The sequence below is a fragment of the Bacillus cereus group sp. Bc010 genome, assembly GCF_027716745.1.
GTDB lineage: Bacteria > Bacillota > Bacilli > Bacillales > Bacillaceae_G > Bacillus_A > Bacillus_A pacificus.
In genome coordinates this window covers 120,506-138,465 of sequence record NZ_JAQFUY010000008.1, presented here as the reverse complement: position 1 = coordinate 138,465, position 17,960 = coordinate 120,506, and the positions used below count along the sequence as shown (strand labels likewise).

Genomic DNA, 17,960 nt, shown 5'->3' with positions numbered 1-17,960 from the left:
ATGAAAACAGTTCATAATAGATTTTACAATACATTACCGAAAATCGGAATTAGACCAACGATTGATGGCAGAAGAAATGGTGTACGTGAATCTCTTGAAGATATGACGATGAATCTTGCAAAATCGGTAGCAAACTTAATAACTGAAAACTTGCGTCATTACAATGGCGAGGCAGTAGAATGTGTCATCGCTGATACATGTATTGGCGGTGTGGCAGAAGCGGCCAAAGCGGCTGAAAAATTTGCGGTAGAGGGAGTTGGTGTTTCTATTACTGTTACACCATGTTGGTGTTATGGTTCTGAAACGATGGATATGAATTCAGACATTCCAAAAGCAGTATGGGGATTTAATGGAACAGAACGTCCAGGGGCAGTGTATCTTGCAGCTGTCCTAGCTGCCCATAATCAAAAGGGTATTCCAGCTTTCGGCATATACGGGAAAGATGTGCAAGATTTAAGTGATACATCTATTCCTGAAGATGTGCAGGAAAAATTACTTCAATTTGCAAAGTCTGGTCTTGTCGTTGCTACTTTAAAAGGAAAATCGTATCTTTCGATGGGATCTGTATCTATGGGGATCGCCGGTAGTACCGTTAACCCCGAGTTTTTCCAAGATTATTTAGGAATGAGAAATGAATATATTGACATGTCTGAATTTGTTAGAAGGATAGATGAGGAAATTTATGATAAGGAAGAATATGAAAAGGCTTTAAATTGGGTGAAAGAGTATTGCCCAGAAGGTCCAGATAATAATGCGGAAGAAATGCAACGATCGAGGGAGCAAAAGAATAAAGACTGGGAAACTAGCGTTAAAATGACGTTAATTGCAAGAGATCTCATGGTTGGAAATCCGAAACTAGAGGAACTTGGCTATGGTGAAGAAGCGCTAGGACATAACGCGATTTCTGCTGGTTTTCAAGGCCAGCGTCAATGGACGGATCATTTCCCGAATGGAGATTTTATGGAGACGATTTTAAATTCTTCCTTTGATTGGAACGGAATTCGCCCGCCATACATTATGGCGACTGAAAATGATAGTTTAAATGGAGTTACGATGCTATTTGGTCATTTATTAACAAATACAGCTCAAGTTTTTGCAGATGTAAGAACGTATTGGAGCCCAGAGGCAGTAGAACGCGTGACAGGACATAAACCTGAAGGATTGGCGGCAAATGGATTTATTCATATGATTAACTCCGGTTCGGCTGCACTTGACGGGACAGGACAACAAACGAAAGATGGAAAGCCTGCTATAAAACCATTTTGGGAAATTACGGAGGAAGAAGCTCAAAAGTGTCTAGCAGCGACTTCCTGGAGACCAGCTTCAACAGGATATTTCCGCGGGGGTGGATTCTCAAGCGATTTCTTAACAAAAGGAAATATGCCTGTAACAGCAGCTCGTCTCAACCTTGTGAAAGGATTAGGACCTGTTTTACAAATTGCAGAAGGCTATACGGTTGAAATACCAGAAGAGATTCACGACGTATTGGATGGGAGAACCGATCCAACTTGGCCAACAACTTGGTTTGTGCCAAATATAACAGGAGAAGGTGCCTTTCAAGATGTTTACACAGTAATGAACAATTGGGGTGCCAACCACTGTGTAATAAGTTACGGTCATATTGGCGGTGATTTAATTACTCTTGCTTCCATGCTCCGAATCCCTGTCAATATGCATAACGTCAAGGAGGAGAACATATTCAGACCGAGTGCATGGGGCATGTTCGGTACAAAAGATCCAGAAGCAGCAGATTACCGTGCCTGCCAAAACTTTGGTCCATTATATCATTAATGTAAAAAGTCCCCCTGATCATATGTCGGGGGGTACTATAGAGCATATTTTTTCGCATTGGAATGAAAGTGTAAGATTTGTAGTGCTTACAAGAATCATAAGTAATAGGAAACTCTTAAACATACGGATACACACTATTTTCGTGTCCGAAATAATAGAACAATAAAAAACAATGGGGGTAAAAAGATGGTTAACAGTTTATGGAATGAAACAAATGCATCACAATTATCGCAAGGAGTAGACGAATTAGTGTATCGTTCAAATTTAATTGGAACAGACCGTGCTGTATGTAATTGGGGAGGCGGAAACACATCGGTAAAGACATTTGAAAAAGATTTCCGCGGCCGTGATATAGAGGTGATGTGGGTTAAGGGAAGTGGATCAGATTTAGCAACGATGAAAGCACAAAATTTTACGGGTTTAAGAATGGAAGACATTCGTTTATTAATGGAGCGGGAAGAAATGTCAGATGAAGAAATGGTAGAGTATTTAGCTCATTGTATGATTGACAGTAAGCATCCACGTGCATCTATCGAAACATTATTACATGCTTTTTTACCTTTTAAACATGTGGATCATACACATCCAGATGCCATTATTAGTCTTTGCTGTGCACATAATGGAAGACAAATTGCGGAGGAGATTTACGGCAATCGTTTCGTTTGGGTTCCGTATGTGCGACCTGGATTTACGTTATCTAAAATGATTGCAGAAGGTGTGAAAAATAATCCAAATGCTGAACTCGTGTTAATGGAAAAACATGGCCTAGTCGTTTGGGGAGATACGGCGAAGGAAAGTTATGAAAGAACAATTGCAGTTATTAATGAGGCAGAACAATATATGAATGAACGAGTGAATGAAAGTACTATATTTGGAGGTCAAAAATACGATGCCCTTTCAGTAGAAGAGCGTAGAAGCATTCTTGCAAAAGTAATGCCGATTATTCGCGGGGCAGTTAGCGACGAAAAGAAAATGTTATTATCCTATGACGATACAGATGAAGTACTTCAATTTGTGAACAGCTACAATGCACGAGAGCTTTCGCAAGTTGGAGCAGCTTGTCCTGATCATTTAGTTCATACAAAGCGCAGTCCTCTTTATATTGATTGGGATCCGCAAACAAAAAATGTGGACGGATTAATAGAGAGTATTAAATCTGGTGTTAAAAACTTTAAAGATGAGTATAAAGCTTACTTTGAACGTAACAAATATGAAGGAGACAAAATGTTTGAATCTGCACCTCGCGTTATTTTAATTCCTGGTATCGGTATGGTGAATACCGGTAAAAATGTGGCGATGTCAAAAGTAAGTGGTGCGCTGTATCACAGGGCAATTTCGGTAATGAAAGGTGCTACAACACTTGGACGTTTCGTTTCTTTAAATGAAAATGAATCTTACAATGTGGAGTACTGGCCGTTAGAGTTATATAAATTATCGTTAGCACCCGCAGAAGCGGAATTCTCTCGCAAAGTTGCGTTTATTACAGGTGGCGCTGGTGGAATTGGAAGTGAAACGGGACGCCGCCTCGTTTCAGAAGGTGCGCATGTCGTACTTGCTGATTTGAACTTTGAAGGAGCAGAAAAAGTTGCGGCTGAAATTAACGAGAAGTATGGCGAAGGTCGTGCGCTCGCGGTGAAAATGGATGTAACAAAAGAAGAAGAAGTAAAGGCGACATTTGAGCAGGCAGCTCTTACTTACGGAGGCGTTGATAGTATCGTGAATAATGCAGGACTTGCGACGTCTAGTCCATTCGATGAAACAACGCTTCAAGAATGGAATTTAAATATGAACGTGCTCGGAACAGGCTACTTTTTAGTAGCACGTGAAGCGTTCAAGCAAATGAAACAGCAAGGCATTGGTGGGAATATGGTATTTGTCGGCTCGAAAAATTCTGTGTATGCCGGAAAAAATGCTTCGGCATACAGTTCTGTAAAAGCACTCGAAACGCATTTAGCGAGATGTATTGCAGCTGAAGGCGGTGAGTATGGTATTCGCGTAAATTCAGTTCTTCCCGATGCGGTATTGCAAGGGTCAGCTATTTGGGGTTCAAAGTGGCGTGAAGAACGTGCCGCAGCATATGGTATCGAACCGGATCAATTAGAGGAACATTACCGTAAACGTACAACATTATTAGTTAATATCTATTCGAGAGACATTGCTGAATCGATTGCTTTCTTTGCCTCCTCAAAGGCAGATAAAACAACGGGATGTATGATTACAGTGGATGGTGGTGTAACAGCAGCATTTACGAGATAACTATTACGTTTGTGAAAAGGTATTTCAAAAGAAGTATAAGAGGAAAATGTTTTTTGCCTCTTATACTTCCATATAAAAGAACAGCGAATTTCAAAGAGAGAATAGAAGAAGTCAATGTGCAGAAGGGGCCATTTTACATTCGCTTTTCAAAAGGGGATGGAAATTTGAAACTGAGAAACGTATTAACAGGGGGATTGCTTTTTAGTACTTTATTATTTTCTTTAGGAGGCACTGGAGAGTTTAGTAAAGCAAAAGCAACATCACCTATTACGATTGAAACTCCAAAGCCAGAGGGAAAGAAACTATCACTTTGGTACAACGAGCCAGCAAAAGATTGGGAAAAACAAGCATTGCCAATCGGTAATGGCTATATGGGTGGAATGGTCTTTGGCGGAGTCCAGCAAGAACGTATTCAGTTTAATGAAAAAACGCTTTGGACTGGTGGACCAAGCAGTACGAGTGAGTATACGTACGGGAATCGTGATGGGGCAGCGAGTCACTTAAGTAGCATTAGAGAAAAGTTATCAAAAGGTGATAAATCAGGAGCAGAAAGGGAATCTACTCAATTTCTCACAGGACTTCAAAAAGGCTTTGGTTCCTATCAAAATTTCGGGGACATATACTTAGATTTTAATATGCCAGATGCGTCTTCATTTTCTAATTATCGCAGGGAATTAAACTTAAATGAGGGAATTTCTACGGTGTCCTATAACTATAAAGGTGTTCAATATAATAGGGAATATTTTGCAAGTTATCCTGATCGCGTTATGGTCATGCGTTTAACTGCTAGTGAAGCGAAACAGCTTTCATTAGATGTTAGACCAACGAGTGCACAAGGAGGGCAAGTAACGTCCAAAGATAACAAAATTACGATAAAAGGACAAATAGCGAATAATGGAATGAAATATGAATCGGAATTTAAAGTACTAAATGAGGGCGGGACATTAACAGCAGAGAATGGAAAAATTAAAGTAGCAAATGCAGATAGTTTAACAATTATTATGACTGCAGCTACTGATTATGAAAATAAATATCCTACTTATAAAGGGGAAGATCCACATCAAAAAGTTGAAAAAATCATGTCCGCTATTTCTAACAAGAGTTATGAGGTTTTAAAATATACACATATAAAAGACTATTACTCTTTATTTAATCGTGTTTCTTTAAATTTAGGAGGGGAGCAACCATCCGTTCCAACAAATGAACTACTAGCATCTTACAGTAAAGAAAACAGTAAGTATTTAGAAGAATTATTTTTCCAATATGGAAGATACTTGCTCATTTCTTCTTCAAGACCAGGAACGCTGCCTGCAAATCTGCAAGGGGTATGGAATAATTCGAACACACCACCGTGGGAAAGTGATTATCATTTTAATATTAATTTGCAAATGAATTATTGGCCTGCAGAAGTGACAAATCTGTCTGAAACAGCTGAGCCATTAATGGATTATGTTGATTCATTAAGAGCACCAGGAAGAGTTTCGGCGGAAAAACATTTCGGTGTTACAGGCGGCGGGTGGACCGTTAACACGATGAATAATCCATTTGGATTTACTGCGCCTGGATGGGGATTAGGCTGGGGATGGGCACCTAGTGCGAATGCCTTCATTGGTCAAAACCTTTGGGAGCATTACAAGTTTACGGATGATAAACAATACTTACAAGAAAAGATTTATCCGATACTGAAAGAAGCGGCAGAGTTTCATAGTAAGTTTTTAGTAGAAGATCAAAATAAGAAGTTAGTTGTTTCTCCATGCTGGTCTCCAGAGCTTGGTGGAATTTCTAATGGATGTGCCTTTGACCAACAGTTAGTATATGAATTGTTCTCTAATGTAATTGAAGCGAGTGAAGTTTTACAGGTTGATAATGTATTTCGGGATGAGTTAAAGGCGAAAAGGGATAAATTATTCCCGCCAATTCAAATTGGTAGATATGGTCAGGTGCAAGAGTGGAAGGACGATATAGATGATCCTGGTGAAACACATAGGCATATATCCCAGTTAGTTGCGCTATATCCAGGAAGTATGATTAATCACAGTACACCGGAATGGCTTGAGGCTGCTAAAGTTACTTTAAACCATCGTGGTGACGAGGGGACAGGTTGGAGTAAAGCGAATAAAATTAATTTATGGGCACGTTTGTTAGATGGTGACCATGCGTATAAAATCCTGCAAGGTCAACTGACAGGAAGTACGCTCAGCAACTTATTTGATACGCATCCGCCGTTTCAAATTGATGGGAATTTTGGCGCAACATCAGGAATTGCTGAAATGTTAATTCAAAGCCATACCGACTCCATTCAACTATTGCCTGCACTTCCGAAAGCTTGGAAGGACGGTTCTTATAAAGGACTAAGAGCACGCGGTGCATTTACGATTGATGCGAACTGGAAAAATGGTATGCCTACAGTTATTCAGGTGACTTCTGATCATGGAAACGATGTAAAGTTAAAAAGTCCGATGTTCAATACATCGTTTACTGTGACAAGAGTCGGTACGAATACACCGGTGCCATTTACGAAGGATGGCGATACGATTTCATTTAAAACGGAAGCGGGTAAAAAGTATAAAATTGAGTCTATGCTTAGTTTCGATCTAGAATCTCCGAGCAGTGTAACAGCAGGAAATACAGTTAAGGTAAAGGCAAACTTATCAAACTTTGGTACGTTGAAATCTTCATCTGGAGAAGTGGTTGTAAAGGCTCCAGAGAGCTGGAATGTGAAGCCAATTAAAGTAGCTTTTGAAGGCGTTGAACCAGGACAGTCAAAAACAATTGAGGCAGATTTACCTGTCCCTATTGATATAGTTGCTAATAAGTATGCCATTGAAGCGGAAGTAAACACAGATAGCGGGACGGTTCGTCAATCCAATCAAATAGAAGTAACGCCAGCAGTAAAGTTAATTTCGGCAAATATTGACCCAAATCCAATTAGTAGCGAAGGTGGTTCGACTACATTAAAGGTAAAGGTTCAAAATGAAATGAAGGAAAAAGTGACACCTGGAAAAATTGAATTGCAATTACCAGAAGGCTGGAATGCACAGCCAATAGCAACAGACTTTCAATTACCGGCAGGAGGAGAGGAGACATATTCATTTGTTATAACTCCGCCATCTGAGTTTAAAGGAGTAAGAGAAGTTGGGGTTTCTGTCAAATTGGAGAATGCGGTGATAACATCAACGAAAGTGCAAGTTGCTTCTGGCGGCATCTACCTTAGTGACATTTCATGGGTAAAAGCAACCGCAGGCTGGGCAACAGTTCAAAAGGATAAAAGCACCGACAAAAACCCACTTTCATTACTCGGAACGACAGGACCGATTACGTATAAAAAAGGGATCGGTACTCATTCGAAGTCAGAAATTACGTACGACATATCAAATGCAACTTACAAACGATTTCATTCATACGTAGGAATCGATCAGGAGCCTGGTGGTAAAGGCGGTTCGGTCGTATTTAAAGTATTACTTGATGGAGTAGAAGCATTTAATAGCGGTACAATGTACTATAATACGCCAGCAAAATTTGTTGATTTAGATCTTACAGGTAAGAAAGAATTAAAACTAGTCGTTGATGATGCAGGTAACGGTAATGGAAATGATCATGCGGATTGGGCGGATGCTTGGTTGAGTTTTAAATAAAGATAGGTTAACAAATCTAAAATAAAAACGCTATTCTTTCTGTGAAATCGTAGGAGAGAATGGTGTTTTTTGTTTAATGAATGAAACCGATTTGCTTAAGAAATTCAAAGATTCTTAGTTTTAGTTATATATCTTTTTATTTTTGGTAGCTAAATGGATTTTTTGTATTTTAATATGTGTTGTTTAAATATGTAATTTCTGTATCCGTTAGTCTATAATTAAAAGGTGAGAATGGATATTTGAAGTGTAGGAGACAATTAATTTAAAGCTATCATTGTAGTTATATTAGGGGAGAGGGATAAATGAGTGTAAAGCTTCAACTAAGTTATGATAATGAACAAATTCAATTTTTTAATAAAGAATATGGAATAGTGGGATTTACGGATTATACACCTACGATATGGAAAGACCTTTCAAAAGTTAATTGGTATGTGGATGAAAAAATGTTTGTAGATCATAAAAAAACATACATTTATACTGGCTCGGGCCGTTTTGGAGCAAGAAGAGATTTGCATCAAATTGTAATGAAATTGTGGTATGGTGACGAAGCGATAGAAACGGCTTACGCTAAGAAGTATATAATTGAGCATCATAACAATAACGCCTTTGATTGTAAAATTCAAAACCTGTCTTTTGCTTCTAATGACCTCAATTTGACTAAAGCTCATTCTTTTGATAAAAACCAACCAAAATTAATACGGAAAGCAGCTTTAAATTTTTATAAAGATTTTAAGACGCAAAAATACCAAATAACAATTATTTGTACAGATGATTTTATGATAATTCAAGATGGAAAAGCAATACAGATTGAACGGTGCTATCTTACATATGAAGATAACTTTAGAGTTGTATATACAGATGCTAATAGAATTGTAGATGAACTCTTGGAAGTAGGGAATATTAACTTTAAATTACTTTCTTTTAAAGAATTTTCATATAAAGAAGCAGAATTTTATGTTCCTGAAAATGGACAAGTAGTAGGAGGAATATGGTTCCTTGAGGATGAAGAAGGTAATCCTATTATGGTTGCTGGAGAAGATGTAAAAGGGAGATTTTGTTTTAATAGTACACCACCAAATCCAAAATTATATAAAAAAGAAAATAAATAATGAATTATCTAGGGAGTATCTTTAGCAAGTAGATATGATATCTATATTGATTCCAATATAGATAAAACTTTTATTGTTAAGATAATCTTTTTTAATTAAGTAAGAAATATGATTAGAGTTGTATAAAGAAAACATGGTGTTTTAATCATAAAAAATAAATGGTTCTTTTATTTATAGTGTTAGAAATGGTAGAGAATTTTTAGATTTTATGCTGTTAAACTAAAGTAATAATATAAGTTTAATAATTTACTATAAATTTGTTGCTTGGTAACAGTTAAAAAAGAGGAGACTAAAAATTGATCAAAGAAAAAATCACTCAAATTAAATCATATTTTAAAACATTATCTACAAATCAACAACTAAACGAGGATTTAGATTTTTACACTTTTTTAGCTACATTAATTCCTGTTCCTGGATATCAACAAGCGGCATTATTAGTTAATAAGTTAGTTAATAATCACAATCTAAAGCTTTTAATTACAGATTTGAGAGAGTGTATTTATCAAACTAATACACGTATTTCTACAATTGAAGACGACATAGAGAAAATTCAATTAATGGCTATGACTGTTTCTACTGTATCAGCCTTAGATGAGAAAATTAATTTAATTATGGAACAAGCACAGCAAGAGCTGCCATCTGAATTTATTGTTGAAACAGAGAATTGGAGTACACAAACTATCATTAATCAAATTATTAATTCAGGATTTACATCAGTGTCAGCGAATAATAACAGTCATAATCGTTTGCACAATGTTGAAATTAATTCAAGACGTACTCATTTACGTGCTACAAATCATTCATCAAATTATTTGCAAGGTACAGAATTTAAGGACTCTATAGGTACTGTAGGAATGAACGGAATTACACAGCAAGGAAATATTCAGGTTACGGGAAATTCCATAGGTTTTGGTGAAGAGAGTGCATTGATTTTTGGTAATCCAAATGAAGTGAATGGAATTTGTCCCATTTGTAAAAATACAGTTGTTGCTAATAAAGTGGAACTACAACAATATTCACAATTTCAATGTCCACATTGCAAAAACACTTTTCAGTATATATTAAACTAGAATACAAGCATTACAGGCTAAAAAATCAAAAATCCGTGCTTTTAAAAGTACGGATTTTTTCGGAGGAGAAGTTTGTGTCTCTTTTTAAAGTCATTTCATTCTAAAAATAACCCAGCAGTAATAATTTATCTATTATCTGGGGGGAATTTACTTTTACTAAATGGTAAAAGGATAGTGAAAAGTGAGAATAGACTTACATAAAATGGCTGACATACAACAAGTTTAAACAGAATCTTTTGGAATGACTTCACCATTATCTTTAAATGTCCATGCATCTAAATCTTGGTCGAAAATAACTTTATCCAAAGTTCCGTCAATAACCTTGAATAGTAATAACGCAATTTTTTGCCCTGTATCAACAACAGTTTTAGAAACAATTTTGAGAATGGTAAACTCATAATCGAACCCTTTAACTTCTGTAAGCACTCCTGCTAATTTGACATATTTAGTGGATTCAAATTCATATCGACCACTGGTTGGAGAATTTGTATTTCGTGGAAATGAATTGAGTACCGGTTTTAGAACTGACTGTAAATTCTCTTGTTGATTGCCTTGTTCGTCATAAAAATAAGTATCTATTGTACTAATCTCTTGTACAGAGTTTATTTCATTTTTATTAGCAAAAGTATGAAATTTATCTATTTCTTCTTGATTAGTTGCTACCCAAGAAATCTGTGGGGTATCCATTAATATGAAAGTATTTGTTATATGTATTTTTTGTATTCGTCCATCCCAATCAGTATCTTTAAATCCTCTAAGTATTGCCAATTTGATTCCTTCTTCTTCAGCGAAAGACCTTGCTCCTTTAGTGTACCCCTCGGTGGTAACAACAAAAGCTTCATCAGGTTTAATTTGTGAAATAGCCCCAAAAAAATCTCTTATTATACTTATACCTACTTTTGTATCGTAGTCTTTACATTCAATTAAAACTCTCTTTGATACGTTGGCACGTGTGATCATAACATCAATCTGGTGAGGGGTTTTCTTTCCATCACCTCGTAGTGTTAAATCATGAACTACAACATCAGAAGCGTTTAAAGTCTTAAATACTATAGCTGCAAGTCTTTCGTATTTAGTACCTTGCTTTAATTTTTCATCTGCAATATGTTCATTGTATATGATTTCGATCTCTTGACTCATTAAAGCTCCTCCATTTTTCAATATTAGTGCTACCTTATAATAAGGGATTACTTAGTTTTAATTATAAAATATTAAAGGTTTTTTTGTTTGAAAAATCAGTTAAAAATACTGGTATGAAAATAATAAATTAAGATAACGAGTGTATTTATATTAATGGAGTAAGGAACTGTAAAGCTGTTTAATTTTTATCAAACAAATGTCATCTATGTGTAAAAGATGAATTATTTCTATATGGCTACAAACTCAGTTTATATATTCCAGTACAATTACTTTAGTATTTCTCCTGGAATATACTCTTCAGAAATAATTTCATAAGAGTATGTATATATTCCTGTTATATAAAATCTCAAGTATTTCTCGTATGAGATCACTAGGAGTATTCGTTTCTATTACATATTCTTTCGTATTTCCAGATGTGTCAATGCCTTTTAGTGAGCATATAATCTGCCTTCATTATGATAATTCGAAAATCTATATCCCTCCGCAATGTCATCTGTGTTTTGATGAATAGGTTAAATTTGGATAATACCTCAAGTAATATGAAAGGTAATAAGCATATAAAGAGTTTTATTCCTATCATGTAAAGTAATTAAATTTAAAATACGATAATTAAAATAAGTATTAGTGGCAATTCTAATTTTAGGAGGTGTATATATATGTTCCACGAATGGGGTTGTCAATGTAAGAAATGTTTTGAGGAAATAGAAGATGGATTGTATTCGATGTTTCCTAATGCTAATACGGAAGAGGAGCTTGAAGAAGAATTAGATCGTTCCTTTTCTAAAATGTTGGATCGTTAATCATTTAGTTATCTAAATAGTGTCCATTCGATACTCGTTTTTAAAACGTGAATTGAACCTGGAAAAGCATTCGAATGGATGCTTTTTCTTTTTTATTAAAGAAATTTGAAGGAGAGTTAGATACAAGTTATTAACAATTTTAATCCAATGCATGTTATTATTTTTATAAATGAATTAAAAAATAAAGTGAGAAGGGTGATTTGATGCATGTAACACAACATCCCAAATTTACAAATGCGACTTATTATATGGATGGGAAATTAAAAGAACATTTTGGCGAAAAATGTGTGGTGAAAAACATAACATTTAAACAATGTGAAGAATTTATTGAAAAAACGACACAAGTTCATTCGAAAGAGGAATTATTTTTATTGGAAGACAGTCTAGATATAGAGGTTGATATGAATAAGCAAACCGGTTTGAAACAAACATTTTTAAGTGTTTGGAGTTCTGTTTTATTAGGAATAGTGGTAGCTTTAGTTACAATGCTTAACTCGAACGTACAGTCGTTAATTACTTTTATTGGAAAAACATTTGTTGATAGTAATGCAAACAAAGAACAAGCGATTAAAGAACTATCAAAGCTGATTAATGATAGCTATAAAATGTCATTAAACCAAGTTGTTACACCTGCTTTTTATATAGTTTTTCTTGGTATTACGGGTACCTGTATATTTATAATTTGGAGACATAATAAAATGTTGCAGAAAAGTTTGTTTCACCACAAAATTATTAAGAGGTGTATAGATTTAAAGGAGAGAAGAAATTTAGAAGGAGAGAAAAAAGATAAAAATTATATTCAAGATGTTGTAAGTGCCTGAGTATAGATGAGTTTTTCGTAAAGTGACTCAAATTTGTGGCGAGTGGGGTGAGTAATAGGCAATTTTAAAATTAAATAGCAGTAGTAATAAGAGACTTAGAAATGAATGATAAATAATTTATACGTCATTTCTAAGTCTTTTTGATTTATTATGTGAAAAGCATGAAAGGAAAAATTAAGAAATAATTCGGTTGGATATAGAAAGAGACTTGTATAGGTTAAATTTAATTGTTGGAAATATTGTGGTAGGAAAAAACATATGAGGTGTTCTAAAAATGAAAATACAAATTGTATTGTTTGATGGTTTTGGAGAGCTTGTCTCCTTTGCACCTTTTGAAGTACTGAAAAGAGCGATAGAAGAAGGGGCTCCGTTTACAGTTGAATTCGTTTCAAGTGAACCAAAACAAGAAGTTACTACTTCGTTTGGAGTGACGGTGAAGCTACATGATTTTTTACGCATGGATAATCGTCCAGATTTGTTAATTGTACCTGGTGGTGGCTGGAATCATAAAGCTGAACATGGGGTACGAAAGCAAGCAGAGCTTGGTACTTTAACCAAAATGATTAGAGAGATGAACAATGAAGGAACGATTGTTGCTGGAGTTTGTACAGGAGGTATGCTACTAGCTGCATCCGGTATATTGAACGGTCAAAAGGCAACAATGCATCATTTGGCGCAGGGTGAAATGAGTGAATATGGAGCAGAACTTCTTCCTTATAGAACTGTAGATCAAGGGAATGTTATTACTGCAAGAGGAGTTACTTCAGGACTTGATTTAGCTCTTTGGATTACGGAAAAGTTCGCAAGTCCTAAAATTGCAGCTGCTGTTGAATATAGAATGGAATACGAGCGGCGAGGAGTTGTTTGGGGGGAATTTTGACCTTAATCATATTTTTTACTGTAGAGCGTATTAGATATTTGAAAAGCGAAAGAGCCAACTCATACGAGTAGGTTCTTTTTTTGTATTTGTTTTCTATGTTTAATGATTGTGTTGAATATAACCTAATTTTACTCCCTTCGTGATAGCTTCCAAAATCCCATTAGCCTGCAAAATAAGGGAACTTCAACATAATGGACATAAGCCGTGCTTATACATGTAAAGTAAGAGGGCATGAAAATGAATAAAGACTGCTAATTTTCGTGTGCTTTGATTATGTAGAAATAGGGGGAAATGACATGAAAGACAATACGCCTAAGAAAATTTTATTTATTCAATCAGGCATTCCCTTTTATTACCCAATGATCGAAGAAGCAATTTTGAATAGTTTACAAAAAGTAAACAGTAATTCAATTATGGTAAACCCAGAACGAGCGATAGAAACCGCATTAAAAATAAAACCGGATTTTATTTTGGTACTCGGTGGTTTAAACGAGGGAATTATTAGTGTCATGCCAGTACTAAAGAGTGCGGGTTTTACTACTGGACTTTGGCTGACAGATGATCCTTATTATACGGATGTAACACAACATCTTGTGCCGCATTATGATTACATATTTACGCAAGATTTAAATTGTATCAAATTTTATAGAGGGTTAGGATGTAAGAATGTGTTTCATCTTCCGTTAGCAGCAAATCAAGATGTGTTTAAACCTTCTCAGAAAGAAGATACATATAAGTATGATCTTAGTTTTATAGGTACAGCATTTGAAAATAGACTTACCTTTGTTGATTCTATTTCAGAGTATTTAGCAGAAAAAAACATAAAAATTGTAGGATTTGGTTGGGAGAATTTAAAGAATTATGGAAGGTTAAAGGATAAAATACAACTCCTGCCACTTGCGAAGTATGAGGATGCATTGCAATTTTACGTATCGACTAAAATCAATATAAATTTACATCGCTCACCAAGTGATCAGGAATTGAATTGTAATGCCGCAAACATCCAAGCCTATTCAGTAAATAATAGGACGTTTGAAATTAATGCTGTAGGTTCTTTTCAATTAACTGATATACGACCAGATGTAGCGAAGCATTACATACCTGGTGTTGAAATAGAAACTTTTAATAGTGCATCGGAGTTTATAGAAAAAGCGGAGTATTATTTGGAACATGTACAAGAAAGAAAACAAATAGCAAAAAATGGACTGGATAGAACTTTGAAACATCACACATATGATAAACGTATAGTACAATTATTAAACTATATTCATTTCATAGGTGTGAAGATGTAGTCTAACCATTAACTGAAATGATAAGCGCTTAGTACTTTCTAACTTTCGTAGTTTATAAAGACCATTTATGAAAAAGGGATTTGGATAATTTTGTTGAATTTATTTATTTTGAAAAAACAATTTTGTATTCAAACTAATTTACATCTAATAATTAGAGGAGATTAAAAATGAATCACTTTTTTGTAGAATTTGGTGAATATGAAGCAAGTGTTTGTGAATGGGAGATAAAAGTAATCCTCAAATCATTTGTTTTCATGGTTTAGGAAGTACAAAATTAAGTTTTATCGAAATCGCGGAACTTTTAAAGGATAACTATCATATTGTATCGTTTGATCTACCTGGGCACGGGAAAACACCAAGTTTTGAGAAGGATGAAGATTACGGTGCATCTCATTTAACAAATTGGGTAGTAGCATTACTTGAGCACATAGGAAAAGAAACCTTTCATATAGTAGCACATTCATGGGGCGCAAGTGTTGCACTTCACTATGCAGCAGAATGTCCAGAAAAAGTGAATAAAATGGTATTGTTAGATGGTGGTTATCATCATGGCAAAATGAATGCGGATTATTTTGCGAATCTATATAAAGATGCGAAAGAAGGAGAGTGTCCACCGCGATCATTAGAAGAAGAAATTACCCATTACGAAAAAGATTTTGATGAATATATTTTTGATAGTAAAGAAGCATTCATCCAATCAGAAAAACTGGCTTACAGCAGATGGTCACCATTAATAGAACGTGCGGTTTATGACTTAATGAGAGAAGAAGATAGTAAAGTGAAATGGCATGCTAATGGCGATACCGCTAGAGGTGTAATTAAGTTTCAATATACGGTGTATAAAACATTGAAACCGCATAAAATTAAAAGCGATATTTTATTGTTGTATTGCGATCTTCCCGATAATTATTTAGAAATAAGAGAATTGCAGATAGCAGAATTTAAGAAGCGTATTAATATTACGACTAAGCTTTACAAAGATACAGGGCATTTAATGCATTGGGATAGACCGGAAGAGATTGCCGAGGATGTTTTACATTGGTTCAAATAAAGAAGGTCCGTTGTTCGCATTTGAGCAACGGATTTTCTTTTGGAAAACTGAATTCAAGAGTGATAGAAGGGATAAGCAAGAGCATTACAGTTCTATTACCAATTCATTTTTTGATATAATAGATGCGTGGCAGGACATAGATAGAAAGATACTGCTAGTAATTTATACTTAAAATGTTGGGAGATTGAACAAAGTTATGGGGACAGAAAAAGAAATTAGTTCCGCTAAATTAATATGGAAGATGACGCGCCCGCATACGTTAACGGCGACGTTTTCTCCTGTAATTTTAGGGACAGTGGCATCACTTTATGTTGCCAAAATTGATTGGCTTTTATTTATTGCGATGATGGCTGCATGTTTAGCATTGCAAATAGCCACGAATTTATTTAATGAGTACTATGATTTCAAACGTGGATTAGATACAGCTGATTCTGTTGGAATTGGTGGCGGAATTGTCCGTCATGGATTGAAACCAAAAAATGTTTTAACAGTCGCACTTTTATTGTACGTAGTAGCAGCACTTATTGGCATTTATATTTGTATGAATAGTAGCTGGTGGTTAGTGGTCCTTGGTTTAATTGGGATGGCGGTTGGCTATTTATATACAGGTGGTCCATTACCAATTGCGTACACTCCGTTTGGAGAATTAGTTTCTGGTTTGTTAATGGGGACATGTTTTGTGCTCATTGCTTTCTTTATCCAAACGAATACTGTAACAGTTGAAAGTGTATTGATTTCTATCCCAATTGGAATTTTAGTCGGTGCAATCAACATGTCGAATAACATCCGAGATATCGAAGAAGATATTAAAGGTGGAAGAAAGACATTAGTAATCCTCCTTGGGAGAGAAAAAGCAATAGTAACACTAGCAGTAGCCTTTTTCGTTGCTTATTTATGGATCGCGGTAATTGTATTGATGGGTTATATAAGCCCTTGGGCATTAGTGATGTTCCTAGGTTTGAGAAAGCCAATCTCCGCCATTCAAAGTTTCCAAAAAGGAGCAAAGGATCCAGGGTATATGCGCATCGCCATGAAATCAACAGCGATGACAAATACGATTTTTGGCTTTTTATTATCAGCAGGATTATTAATAAGTTACTGGTTTTAAATAAAAATATTGTTAAGTAACTTAACCCCAATTTCTCAATTTTAATATGGAGAGATTGGGGTTTTTATTTTGACTATGTTTAACGTTAAGAGTCGAAATGCAAATACCAATAAATTGCAACTTCATCACTTGTCATATTTAAGCCTTTATAAACAAGAAAATCAAACCCACCAATTACAAATCCACATTTCTCATAGAACTTACATGCTGCGACATTATTATTTTGTGTTTCAAGCATGATACCTGGCATGTTGCCTTCTTTTGCCCACTGTTTTGCTTGAACAACTAATCTTTTACCAACCCCGAGTGTACGATATTTTTTATCCACCGTTATATCTTCTATGTAAGCATAGTGATTCCAATTCTTTTTCAATACTATGAATCCAATGATTTGGTTATGTAACAGTGCTATGTAAATTATTTGATTTGGCTTATTTATATATTCATTGTACGCCAGTTCTTCATTATCATTTTGTAAATAACTTTTTTCATAACTCGGAACGTCTTCTACTGTATATTCTATGCGTCTATTTACTTTTGAAAGAGAAAGCATTAACCGAGCATTCACTATAAAACTGTCATCAATCTCCGGGAAATTATCTAAATCATTTGTTTCTAACTCCCTAATTAAAAGGCTCATCGTGATACCTCCAAATCATATTATTTCTTCTGGTTCTTTATGTAATCCAAATTCATTCCAATTACAAAATTATAATAGAATTTCAATAGTAAGGTTATCTCTGTATTTTATCTTAATACCGATATTCTTGTATCTTAATGTAAAAATGATGTTTAGAAAGATTAGTGTTTTTTATTTTGGGTGTATATTCGGTGTTCAAATTTAACTGTATTAGAGAAACAAATATTTTGCAGAAGAGTGAATGTAATAGGTTATTCTTTAACTGGTTTCGACATTATCTGCATTTTATCTTTATCCGTCTCTATTAATCTATTTATTGTAAATACCGGCTGAAACTAACGATTCAGCCTTATAAATAATTAATAGG

The 17,960-nt window shown here is 35.1% G+C and carries 12 protein-coding genes and 1 pseudogene; 11 read left to right on the top strand and 2 right to left on the bottom strand.

Annotated features, from left to right (window positions below):
* The 5 genes from PDQ68_RS12375 to PDQ68_RS12355 all read left to right on the top strand — a co-directional run bounded on the left by PDQ68_RS12375 (window position 1) and on the right by PDQ68_RS12355 (window position 9,861).
* Window positions 1-1,791: an L-fucose isomerase gene (locus tag PDQ68_RS12375; protein WP_061182913.1), complete on the top strand. Its 1,791-nt coding sequence runs from the start codon at window positions 1-3 to the stop codon at window positions 1,789-1,791.
* 186 nt (window positions 1,792-1,977) lie between these two features.
* The gene (locus tag PDQ68_RS12370) at window positions 1,978-4,047 is read left to right on the top strand and encodes a bifunctional aldolase/short-chain dehydrogenase (protein ID WP_061182912.1); all 2,070 of its coding nucleotides are present in this window, start codon (window positions 1,978-1,980) and stop codon (window positions 4,045-4,047) included.
* A gap of 164 nt (window positions 4,048-4,211) precedes the next feature.
* Window positions 4,212-7,682, top strand: a complete 3,471-nt coding sequence (locus tag PDQ68_RS12365; RefSeq protein ID WP_061182919.1) for a glycosyl hydrolase family 95 catalytic domain-containing protein — start codon at window positions 4,212-4,214, stop codon at window positions 7,680-7,682.
* A 302-nt stretch (window positions 7,683-7,984) separates the two neighbouring features.
* Window positions 7,985-8,791: a hypothetical protein gene (locus tag PDQ68_RS12360; protein ID WP_061182911.1), complete on the top strand. Its 807-nt coding sequence runs from the start codon at window positions 7,985-7,987 to the stop codon at window positions 8,789-8,791.
* Window positions 8,792-9,087: 296 nt separating this feature from the next.
* Window positions 9,088-9,861 (top strand): hypothetical protein, encoded by a 774-nt coding sequence (locus PDQ68_RS12355; protein WP_061182537.1) that lies wholly within the window; start codon window positions 9,088-9,090, stop codon window positions 9,859-9,861.
* 222 nt (window positions 9,862-10,083) lie between these two features.
* On the opposite strand, the gene PDQ68_RS12350 is transcribed toward PDQ68_RS12355, so the two are convergent.
* On the bottom strand, window positions 10,084-11,001 hold the full coding sequence (locus PDQ68_RS12350; protein ID WP_061182538.1) for a restriction endonuclease: 918 nt from the start codon (window positions 10,999-11,001) through the stop codon (window positions 10,084-10,086).
* Between the two features lie 656 nt (window positions 11,002-11,657).
* Between PDQ68_RS12350 and PDQ68_RS12345 the strand changes: the two genes are divergently transcribed.
* From PDQ68_RS12345 to menA, 6 genes and pseudogenes are all read left to right on the top strand, one after another.
* Entirely contained in the window at window positions 11,658-11,801 is a 144-nt protein-coding gene (locus PDQ68_RS12345) for a hypothetical protein (protein WP_161968548.1), read from the top strand.
* Between the two features lie 203 nt (window positions 11,802-12,004).
* Window positions 12,005-12,622 carry a hypothetical protein gene (locus PDQ68_RS12340; protein WP_235590118.1) on the top strand — a complete coding sequence of 206 codons (618 nt, stop codon included), beginning with the start codon at window positions 12,005-12,007 and terminating at the stop codon, window positions 12,620-12,622.
* 274 nt (window positions 12,623-12,896) lie between these two features.
* Window positions 12,897-13,502 carry a DJ-1/PfpI family protein gene (locus PDQ68_RS12335; protein WP_061182539.1) on the top strand — a complete coding sequence of 202 codons (606 nt, stop codon included), beginning with the start codon at window positions 12,897-12,899 and terminating at the stop codon, window positions 13,500-13,502.
* 296 nt (window positions 13,503-13,798) lie between these two features.
* Window positions 13,799-14,794: a CgeB family protein gene (locus PDQ68_RS12330; RefSeq protein ID WP_061182540.1), complete on the top strand. Its 996-nt coding sequence runs from the start codon at window positions 13,799-13,801 to the stop codon at window positions 14,792-14,794.
* A gap of 167 nt (window positions 14,795-14,961) precedes the next feature.
* A pseudogene (locus tag PDQ68_RS12325) lies at window positions 14,962-15,845 on the top strand (alpha/beta fold hydrolase).
* A gap of 196 nt (window positions 15,846-16,041) precedes the next feature.
* A complete protein-coding gene (gene menA, locus PDQ68_RS12320) occupies window positions 16,042-16,953 on the top strand; it encodes a 1,4-dihydroxy-2-naphthoate polyprenyltransferase (RefSeq protein ID WP_061182542.1) in 912 nt (303 codons plus the stop codon).
* Between the two features lie 85 nt (window positions 16,954-17,038).
* Here the strand turns inward: menA and satA are convergent, their stop codons facing one another.
* Window positions 17,039-17,593 carry a streptothricin N-acetyltransferase SatA gene (gene satA / locus PDQ68_RS12315; RefSeq protein WP_061182543.1) on the bottom strand — a complete coding sequence of 185 codons (555 nt, stop codon included), beginning with the start codon at window positions 17,591-17,593 and terminating at the stop codon, window positions 17,039-17,041.
* Window positions 17,594-17,960: the final 367 nt, after the last annotated feature.